This window comes from uncultured Aliivibrio sp., assembly GCF_946479765.1.
Lineage (GTDB): Bacteria > Pseudomonadota > Gammaproteobacteria > Enterobacterales > Vibrionaceae > Aliivibrio.
Window position 1 is genome coordinate 1 of the sequence record NZ_CAMLHO010000077.1, and the last position, 8,764, is coordinate 8,764.

The 8,764-nt window shown below is 37.9% G+C and carries 6 protein-coding genes and 1 riboswitch; all 6 genes read right to left on the reverse strand.

Annotated elements, in window-relative coordinates; genetic code table 11:
* Window positions 1-95 precede the first annotated feature (95 nt).
* Window positions 96-650, reverse strand: coding sequence for a CDP-diacylglycerol--glycerol-3-phosphate 3-phosphatidyltransferase (pgsA, locus tag Q1K78_RS16240; RefSeq protein ID WP_300181293.1), 555 nt, complete (start codon window positions 648-650; stop codon window positions 96-98).
* A gap of 45 nt (window positions 651-695) precedes the next feature.
* Window positions 696-2,522 (reverse strand): excinuclease ABC subunit UvrC, encoded by a 1,827-nt coding sequence (gene uvrC / locus Q1K78_RS16245; protein ID WP_300181296.1) that lies wholly within the window; start codon window positions 2,520-2,522, stop codon window positions 696-698.
* Entirely contained in the window at window positions 2,522-3,166 is a 645-nt protein-coding gene (gene uvrY / locus Q1K78_RS16250) for a UvrY/SirA/GacA family response regulator transcription factor (RefSeq protein WP_300181300.1), read from the reverse strand. Before uvrY ends, uvrC begins: the two co-directional genes overlap by 1 nt.
* 240 nt (window positions 3,167-3,406) lie before the next feature.
* The gene (locus tag Q1K78_RS16255) at window positions 3,407-5,776 is read right to left on the reverse strand and encodes a DNA polymerase II (protein ID WP_300181303.1); all 2,370 of its coding nucleotides are present in this window, start codon (window positions 5,774-5,776) and stop codon (window positions 3,407-3,409) included.
* Between the two features lie 3 nt (window positions 5,777-5,779).
* Complete coding sequence (locus tag Q1K78_RS16260) at window positions 5,780-6,556, reverse strand: nucleotidyltransferase domain-containing protein (RefSeq protein WP_300181305.1); 777 nt, start codon at window positions 6,554-6,556, stop codon at window positions 5,780-5,782.
* Window positions 6,557-6,661: 105 nt separating this feature from the next.
* Entirely contained in the window at window positions 6,662-8,248 is a 1,587-nt protein-coding gene (locus tag Q1K78_RS16265) for a Na+/H+ antiporter NhaC family protein (protein ID WP_300181308.1), read from the reverse strand.
* Window positions 8,249-8,327: 79 nt separating this feature from the next.
* Window positions 8,328-8,511, reverse strand: a riboswitch (Lysine riboswitch).
* Between the last annotated feature and the right edge of the window lie 253 nt (window positions 8,512-8,764).

Below are 8,764 nucleotides of genomic sequence, written 5' to 3' on the forward strand. Positions count from 1 at the left end.
TCATCCCAGCGACAGCAAGCTGAACACTGGGGTTTCTCGCCTAACATGCTATAAAAAAAGCGAACCTAAGTTCGCTTTTCATATGAATTCATTCATTAATCATCTGCATTAAGCAAATCATCTTTAGCTGCTGCTAAGTATTGAACCATAGACCAGTACGTTAAAATAGTAGCTATATAAAGAGCAACATATCCAACCCACACCATCCAATCATCATAACGCCAAATCAATACCCACAGAGCAAACATTTGGGAAACAGTTTTCACTTTACCGACCCATGACACTGCAACACTGGCACGCTTACCAATCTCTGCCATCCACTCTCTTAATGCTGAAATGATAAGCTCACGGCCAATCATTGTAATCGCGGGGATCGTAATCCAAATAGAATGATAATGTTCAGTAATTAAAATTAACGCCGCAGCAACCATCACCTTATCAGCAACAGGGTCTAAAAAAGCACCAAAACGAGACGTCTGCCCTAATTTTCGAGCTAATAGTCCATCTAGCCAATCAGTAAAACCGGCAACCCAGAAAACCATTGCAGCAGCAACAGCGGACCATTCATAAGGCAAGTAAAAAACAACAACAAACACAGGGATAAGTGCTAGTCGAATAAATGTGAGTATATTTGGTATAGTTAATCGCATAATAATTCTTTAGTTTTGGTCTGCTGGGCCTATGGTGCGCTTTTTTTATCCTTGTTTCAACGCATCCTGTATTTTTTCTGCCAAAGAGTGACTAATACCAGGTACTTTGGCTATTTCTTCAACACTTGCACTTTTTAATTCTTGTAGACCACCTAAATATTGCAATAATGCTTGTCTTCGTTTTGGACCAACCCCTTCAATATTTTGCAACGTACTGGTTTTTCTTACTTTAGCACGCTGCGCTCTATGTCCACTGATTGCGTGATTATGGCTTTCATCTCTAATATGCTGGATTAAGTGCAACGCTGGAGAATCACTCGGCATCGTAAACTCTTCTCCAGAAACTTTAACTAAGGTCTCTAAACCATGTTTACGTGTAACTCCTTTTGCAATCCCTAATAATAGTGGTTGTTTTGGCCAATCATCCCAATGCTTAGAAATAACTTCATAAGCACGATTTAATTGCCCTTTCCCCCCATCAATAAATACAATATCAGGAATCTTATCAACATCTAATTGTTTGCTGTATCGACGTTCAAGAACTTGAGCCATAGCGGCATAATCATCACCTCCAGTGATACCGGTGATATTATAACGTCTATACTCTGCTTTTACTGGTCCTTCCTGATTAAAAACAACACACGATGCAACCGTTTTCTCCCCCATAGTATGACTGATATCAAAACATTCCATACGTTGAATGGAAGCTAAAGATAACGCCTCCTCTAACTGTTTAAATCGTTGATAGATGCTTAATTTATGGTTCGACTTACTGGTTAACGCCGTTAATGCATTGGTGTCTGCCAGTTTTAAGTAGCGCCCTTTCATTCCTTTAGGACTTAATTGAAACTGAACTTTACGCCCTGATAACTCAGTTAATGCTTGCTCTAATCCTTCACCATCAAATTCAAAACTGGTGATCACACGGTTTGGGATCGTTCGGCCCTGTGAGTGATTCAAATAGTATTGCGTAAGAAAACTAGAAAATACCTCTTCTTTATCTGTTTTTGCTGGAATTTTAGGGAAAAAGCTGCGGCTTCCTAAAATCTTTCCTTGTCGGATCATGAGTAGATGTACGCAAGCTAATCCATTCTCAATCGCAAAACCAAGAACATCCAAGTCATCGCCACTATCGTCCGATACATACTGTTGCTCTTGAACACGTCTCATTGCTTGAATTTGATCACGAATAACAGCCGCTTTTTCAAACTTAAGCGTTTGACTCGCATCTTCCATCTGCTCAACCAACGTTTGAATAACCTGTCGGTTTTTGCCTTGTAAAAATAAACGAATGAATTCTGTTTGCTCTTTATACTTCTCGTCGCTAACAATACCTTTAACACAAGGTGCCAAGCAGCGACCTATTTGATACATCAAACAAGGACGATGACGATTTGCATACACAGAATCTTCACATTGACGAATAGGAAAAAGCTTTTGAATGAGGTGTAGACTTTCTCTTACGGCTCCAGAATCTGGGTAAGGCCCAAAATATTCGCCTTTTTTTCGCTTCGCCCCTCGGTGGATAGAGATCCTAGGATGCTTGTGGTTTGAAATGAAAATATAAGGATAAGATTTATCATCACGAAGTAACACATTATATTTTGGCAGATACTGCTTAATATAATTATGTTCAAGAATAAGGGCTTCGGTTTCAGTATGTGTGACAGTTACATCAACATGGTTAATATGACTAACTAAGGCTTTGGTTTTTTCTGATGGGATATTACTGCGAAAATAGCTAGATAATCGCTTTTTTAAATCTTTAGCTTTACCGACATAAATAACTTCAGCCTCAGTGTTATACATACGATAAACACCGGGCTGATGAGTTACTGATTTTAGAAAAGCTGTTGAATCAAAGGAAAACACTATAATGTCTCAGCATTTAGAATACCGTGACGAATAGCTAAATGTGTTAATTCAACATCTCCGCTTATGTTCAATTTATTGAATAAGCGATAACGATAGCTGTTTACCGTTTTAGGGCTTAAATTCAGCTGTTCGGAAATATCCGTCACTTTTTCGCCCTTGGTAATCATAATCATGATCTGTAATTCACGCTCTGACAACTCTTTGAATGGATTCTCAGAATCTGGTGTAAATTGACTTAATGCCATTTGCTGCGCTATTTCAGGTGATAAATAACGTTGCCCACTTTGCACCATGCGAATGGCATTCACCATTTCATCAGGGCATGCCCCTTTCGTCAAATAACCAGCCGCTCCGGCTTGCATTACTTTTGTCGGAAATGGGTTTTCCGTATGAATAGTTAATACTATAACTTTCATATCTGGGTTAAATCTTAAAATCTTTTTCGTGGCTTCTAAACCACCAATACCAGGCATGTTCATATCCATTAGAACAATATCTGCCTGCTCTGTTCGACACCATTTTACGGCGTCTTCACCGCTGTGAGCTTCCCCTACTACTTTAATCCCACGGACGTCTTCAAGAATACGTCTAATCCCTGTGCGAACCAGCTCATGATCATCTACAAGGAAAACTTTAATCACAACTGACACTCCGACTTAAATCTACAGCAACCTCAACTGAGGCTAATTTCATGCCTATTTTACCTTAAAAAAAAAGGTTATCGCATACTGATTATGCGTTAGGACGCAAATTTTTACTATTAAAATCCTATTGACTTTAAATGCAATTTATCACTAACCATCATACTGAATAAAAAGTAAACATATGATAAAAAGCGATAATTTTTGATACCTTTTAACAATATACAACAAAAGCAAACGTTAAAATAGACCTAATTGTGATGCTGATAATTGGGTAAAATCGAGACCTATAAATGGTAAAATACCATCCGCAATCGGTTTTAACTGCTTTTCAACGTAATGATCGTAATCAATTGGGTTTCTTCTATATTCAATTGGCTCTGGACCCGCAGTTGTGATCACATACTCAATCCAGCCACCATATTGATACTGAGGCTCTTTTCCTATTTGTTGATTATAATAATCTGCAAGCCTAGCTGCTTTCACGTGAGGAGGAACATTCTTTTGATAATCGTCTAATTTCCGTCGTAAACGCTTACGGTAAATCAACAGGTCATCTAGCTTCCCTGATTTGGTGTCATCCACATAGTGACGAACATAATCCTTTACCTCTTGCTGATGAAATACTTTATCAAAGAGCACTTTTTGAAACGTTTGAGATAATGGCGTCCAATCAGTACGTACTGTTTCTAGTCCTTTAAATATTATCTTCTCTTCTCCGTCTTTTCTAATTAAACCGGCATAACGTTTCTTTGATCCTGTTTCAGAACCACGGATTGTTGGCATTAAAAAAGTACGATAATGGGTTTCATATTCAAGCTCTAATGACGATTCAATGGCATACGTTGACGCTAGGTGCTGAGTCCACCACTGGTTAATATGTTGCACTAAATCATGACCAATGCTGTCTGCTTCTTTTGATGGCATCTTTTGACCTAACGTGACAAACGTTGAATCAGTGTCTCCATAAATCACCTCATAGCCTTTAGCTTCAATTAATTCACGCGTGGTCTTCATTATTTCATGACCACGCATGGTTATTGACGAAGCTAGTCTGTGATCAAAGAAACGGCAACCAGAAGAGCCTAATACACCATAAAAGGAATTCATAATAATTTTTATTGCTTGAGAAAAGGCCTTTTCATTATTTTTTTTCGCCACATCCCTAGCAGACCATAATGATTCAATTAACGTAGGTAATAAATGTTTTGTTCGATGAAAACGCCCCCCTCTAAATCCTTCAATCGCTTGACCTTCTTCTTTTCCCGTCTCTTGTTTTAAACCTTCGATCAACCCAAGAGGGTCAATCCTGAATGTTCGAATAATGGAAGGATAAAGTGATTTAAAGTCTAATACTAAAACCGAATCATACAAACCCGGTTTAGAATTCATCACATAACCACCAGGACTTGCTATCCAATTCTCACTTTCCAAATTAGGTGCAACATAACCAGAACGGTGTAATCTAGGTAAATATAGATTAGTAAATGCCGCCACAGAACCACCAACCCGATCCAACTCAATCCCCGTTAACTTAGTTCGTTCAATCGCAAATTCTATTAAATGTGTTTGTTCAAAAATCCGAGTAACTAATACACAGTCTTGAAGATTGTATTTTGCGAGCGCTTGCTTATCTTCTCGATACATACGATTAATCTCACCCATACGGTCACTAGGATCATGTATCGATTTACCTTCATTTAATAATTCTTGTGACACATTTTCTAAAGACCAACTCGAGAAATGGTAGGTCGCTGTTTTTAAGGCATCAATACCATCCAAAACCACTCTACCAGGAAAAGAAAGAAAGCCCTGTTGACGGTTTTCATCCGAATCTCGCCAATAAAGCGTGCTGTTTCCTCTACCTAACCGAAAAGAAAGGTTATGCCATTTTGCTCTTTGGATCAGTAAACGAAAATCAAAATTAACCACATTCCAACCAATCACAATATCAGGATCAAAGGTTTGAAACCAATGCTCTAAAGCAAGCAATAACTGCTTTTCATTATCAACCCACTGGATCGACAAGTCAGATTCCTCAGAAGGACCAACCATAATGATCCGAGTATCCAATTCACTATGTAATGCCACGGAGTACAAGATGCCTTTTTCAGAACACTCAACATCAAGAGAGACTTGACTAAAGCGTGGTAACACTGAGGCAGTTTTAATTTTGACATTACGATACTCAATGTGGCCTTTTCTTTGTGTTGGCGTTCCAACAAACGAGAGTCCCCCACAGATGAAACGCTCCATCAGATAACGATCAGCTAATCGAATGTCACTTTCAAAAATAGGTAATTCGGCTTGTTCAAAATATTGAGAGGCTTGACGTTTATGGTTAGTATTAAAAAAATAAAGACCAGCAATAGGCTGGTCGGAATACGTAGTAAGTTGAGTGGGCTTAATTGAGTATGGTATAGATTGATTCTTTAGCAGGTCTTCATATTCTGATAATCGTTCCTGCAAAATAAAAGCCACTGCTCGTTCATTTTCAATCAATAACCGTGCAATATGACCGTCACATTTAACCCAAAGTTCAACTAAGGTTTGAGCTCTTATTTCTTTATTCTGTCTTGTGAGCAAAAATCCATTCTGATGTGAATCCACTCTTTATCCTATTCTTCTTTCAATTTTATTAAATTCATTAACAACCCAGTCACCAAACTCTTGCAGTAATGCAATGGCTGAACGCTTGGGTATTTTTCTACCTTTCAATAACAAAACAACTCTTTCAATCTCCGTCTGTTTTTCTGGATAATATTCCAAAAACTTTCGAGCACACAATACTGGATGATCGTACCAACCTTTATCTCTATGCATAACTAATGAATAGCAGCTTCTTAATATTTTTTTAGCAATTGTTTTTTGTTGTTCGACTTGAGTTTCTATATTTTGACTCGTGGATATCTTCTTAATATACACCTGCAACCATTCTTCAATGTCCATATTCATATTTTTAGCTATGTCCCAACTTGGCTCAAAATCACCAAAGCGAGTCGATAAATCATCACCAAAAATACACACACAGCAATGACGAAGCCAAAAGCCCCAACTAAAAATAGACTCTAGCTGTAATACGTCACTCGCTTCACCAATATTAAACGTCACCCCAGTAATTTGAGGGTATTTAGATTGAAAGCGTACTTTAATCGTATTAATCAACGTTTGTTCTTTATTGGTTAAAGGAACCGTCGTAATAAGAGTGACATCTAAATTTGAACGTCCTGGAATAGCTGTACGTCGTGCAACACTGCCATACAGATAAACACTATGAATAGATTTAGGGACTGCTGAACGGATATGCATGATGAGGTCATGAATAACAGGCTCAAATTCTTTTTGAAAAGGAGAATGTTTATCAATAATAGGTAAAGTATAACGAGACACTACGTGCTCCAATCAGAATAGATAAACGTTATGATCGCTACTTCATGAATAAAAAGCAATAAAAAACCGGCCATTATGACCGGTTTGCTTACGATAATAATTATCTTATGCGGTTACTGTACGCTTTTTAGACAGAACCATTAAACCACCACAAACAAGGATGAATGCGGCTGTAGAAGCAAGAAATGCAATTAATACAGAACCCGTGAAACCAAGGGCAATATAACCAATCGCTGAAACACCAGCAATTGATAACGCATAAGGTAATTGCGTTGCTACATGGTCAATATGGCTACAACGAGCACCGGTTGAAGAAAGGATTGTTGTATCTGAAATTGGAGAACAATGGTCACCAAATACTGAGCCTGCCAATACTGCACCTAACATAGGTAATATAAGAGTAATATCGGTTGCTCCAGCCATATCACCTGCGATTGGAAGCATAATACCGAATGTACCCCACGAAGTACCTGTACTAAATGCCATTAAACCAGACAGCAAGAATAAGATAACAGGGATCCAATGAATACCAATGCTGCCTTGCGCTAAACTAGATAAGTAAGAACCCGTTTGCATATCACCAATAACAGAACCAATTGTCCAGGCAAAGAATAGGATGAAGATAGCACCAAACATTGATTTAGCACCGATCCACATTGTCATTGCGATATCTTTAATATCAATCTCTTGACGGAAGACAGTCACTAATGCAGCAGCTAAACCGATTAAACCACCGTAGCATAATGAAGCACCTACATCTGTATTTTCAAATGCGCCAAGAATATTAAACTCTTTACCGCTATCAATTAGGGTTTGAGCACCCGTGTAAACCATAAAAAAGATAGTCGCAACAATCAGTACGATAATAGGGAAAATTAAATCAGACACCTTGCCCGTTTCACTTTCCTTAATATTCAATTCTTCATTTAAGTCTTTAGATTCAGCATTCACAGCTTGATCATCAAAACCATTACCGCGTGCCGCTTCATTCTCATGATCACGCATTGGACCAACATCTAGTTGGAACCAAATAACGGCAAATACCATTAATAGTGCAAATACTGCATAGAAGTTCATTGGTATTAGACGTACATAAGCTCCTAATGCCGAGTATTCAGTCACGCCGTGTGACACCAAAATACCACCAATAATAGTAATAATATACGCACCCCAGCTTGAAGCTGGCATTAGAACACACATTGGAGCAGCGGTTGAATCTAGGATATACGCAAGCTTTGCTCTTGAAACATAAAAACGGTCAGTTACAGGGCGGGATATTGAACCAACAGCTAAGCTATTAAAATAATCATCAACAAAAATAAAAACACCAAGAAAAGCAGCAAGTAGTTTTGCACCACGTTTACTTTTAATTCTTGTTTGTGCCCATTCAGCGAATGCACGAGTACCACCAGAAAGGGTTAATAGTGCCGTTGTCATTCCTAATAAAATAAGGAAAGCAACGATACTCATATTCCATGTATTAATAGAACCATCATCGATGAATACTCCTTTAACAGAGCTAACGGTGTAAGACGCAGTGCCAGAAATGGAGTAATTAGACAGCAAAATTGCGCCTAAAACGATACCAACACCAAGAGAAAGTAATACTCGGCGCGTAATAATTGCTAAACCCAAAGCCATTAATGGGGGCAATATTGATATCGGAGAATTTGAAAAATCAGCTAAGTTCATGATCTACAACAACCAGTTTGGTTGGAGATCTACTGCAGATACGGCGGTGCCGTTTAAGGAAGTGAATAGAAAAACATTTCCCTACAGTAGCGCTCCATAGTTAAAAAATAAATTGACTATGGCAGTGTTATTCCTTTTTGAAATAACCCCAGCTAAATACGTCTGATTAACGTAATTAACTTCGGCATTGACTCCTTTCGATTGTTGTCATCAGAATCACCCTCTAACAATCTACTTTTAGGCAATGCGCCTCTACCCGTTTAGGTAAGGTCATTGTACGGACTGAACACAATTTTGCAATACTCCATCTGAGTATTTTAACATTAACTCTTCACTTCGCCTTATTTAGAATGAGATACCTTAAAATATATAATCCTAAATGCTACTATAATAAGATTTCACTCTTAATATTCTTTTCATTAAAATAAATTTATTTATTTATCTGCAAAGTTGTTATATGATTTTATTGTTATATAATATATTTATTATCAAAACAATTATGGAATCCATCATGTC

Excerpts from the sequence above, each read along its gene's own strand:
- pgsA (WP_300181293.1), bottom strand. The coding sequence starts at position 650 with ATGCGATTAACTATACCAAATATACTCACATTTATTCGACTAGCACTT.
- Q1K78_RS16265 (WP_300181308.1), bottom strand. The coding sequence starts at position 8,248 with ATGAACTTAGCTGATTTTTCAAATTCTCCGATATCAATATTGCCCCCA.